Origin of the sequence: Nodosilinea sp. LEGE 07298, assembly GCF_015207265.1 — a bacterium.
In the GTDB taxonomy this organism is placed as follows: Bacteria; Cyanobacteriota; Cyanobacteriia; order Phormidesmidales; family Phormidesmidaceae; genus Nodosilinea.
On the sequence record NZ_JADEXE010000593.1, the window covers coordinates 1 to 1,206 of the forward strand.

1 protein-coding gene is annotated in these 1,206 nt (G+C 57.0%); it reads right to left on the reverse strand.

Going from position 1 to position 1,206, the window contains the following annotated elements; genetic code table 11:
* Positions 1 to 33: 33 nt before the first annotated feature.
* Positions 34 to 1,023 (reverse strand): IS110 family transposase, encoded by a 990-nt coding sequence (locus IQ273_RS33285; protein ID WP_194027337.1) that lies wholly within the window; start codon positions 1,021 to 1,023, stop codon positions 34 to 36.
* Positions 1,024 to 1,206 lie beyond the last annotated feature (183 nt).

Sequence of the window (1,206 nt, forward strand, 5' to 3'; positions counted from 1 at the left end):
GTAGCGATTATCTTGATCGTCAAGCTCACCCTGCTATGTAGTAGCTGCCACGGGGGTGGCGGCTGGCGGCAGAGAGCAAGCTGGGGCTTGCCATAAGGTGTCATGGGCCACCATGGCATTGAGGATGGTCAGCAGCTTGCGCATCGAGGCAATCAAGGCGACCTTTTTGGGCTTACCCCGTTGGAGCAATTGCTGATAGAACGTTCGAATCACCGGATTATGCCGGGTGGCGACCAGGGTCGCCATATACAGTGCGGTGCGTACCGCCGCGCGACCCCCGACAATTTGGCGTTTGCCGCGCATCTGGCCACTATCGCGATTCATCGGCGCGAGACCGCAGAGGCTGGCTAAAGGTTTAGCGGGCAGTCGTCCCAGTTCGGGTAACTGCGACACCAGTACCCCAATGGTGGCAGGCCCTAGACCGGGGACGCTGGTGAGCAGGTCACGGGTGCGCTGCCACTGCTCACTCTGTTGAATCAACGCCTCAATATCGCTATCAAGGGCCTTGATCTGCTCATCCAACCACTCGATGTGGGTGTCAATGTTGGCCTGTACGGTGGGGCGTGCTGTGCGCTGGCGGGTCTTTTCGGCACTGCGCATCTCGACGAGTTGTTGACGTCGAGTGACCAAGGCCTGGAGCCGTTGACCGTCTTCACTCGCCATTGCCCGCACTTCCGGGCGAATGGCATCGGCAAAATGCGCCAGCACCTCAGCATCAATTTTGTCCGTTTTGGCTAAACGTCCCGTCGCTTTGGCAAAGTCGCGCACTTGACGCGGATTCACCACCACCGTCGGATACCCTTGCTCCATCAACGTTCGCGCCGCTAGGGTCTGATAGCCTCCAGTCGCTTCCAGCACGATTAACCCAATGACTAAGCCATTGAGTTGTTGGCGCAGCTCGACTAGGCCCAACTCACTGTTGGTCACCTGAAGGGCACGCCCTAACGGACGAATGTAGACATCCAAGCACCGCTTCGAGACGTCGATGCCAATCCATTGCCGATCCTCTGATATGTCGTTCATGGTTATCTCCACCTTGAATGAGTACCTTCTGAGCTAAACTCGTCCTTGCTCGATACGGAGTCACAGGCTCCTGGCGATTTTTCGAGTTTTATCCTGAAAGGTGCGGCGACCCAAGCTACACACGGTTTGCTTAACCTAGGGTGGGACGGTCTGCCACACTTTTTAAGATACAAGGGTGGGCAC

Bases quoted from the DNA above. Each gene is read 5' to 3' on its own strand.
- IQ273_RS33285 (WP_194027337.1), bottom strand. From the start codon at position 1,023: ATGAACGACATATCAGAGGATCGGCAATGGATTGGCATCGACGTCTCG.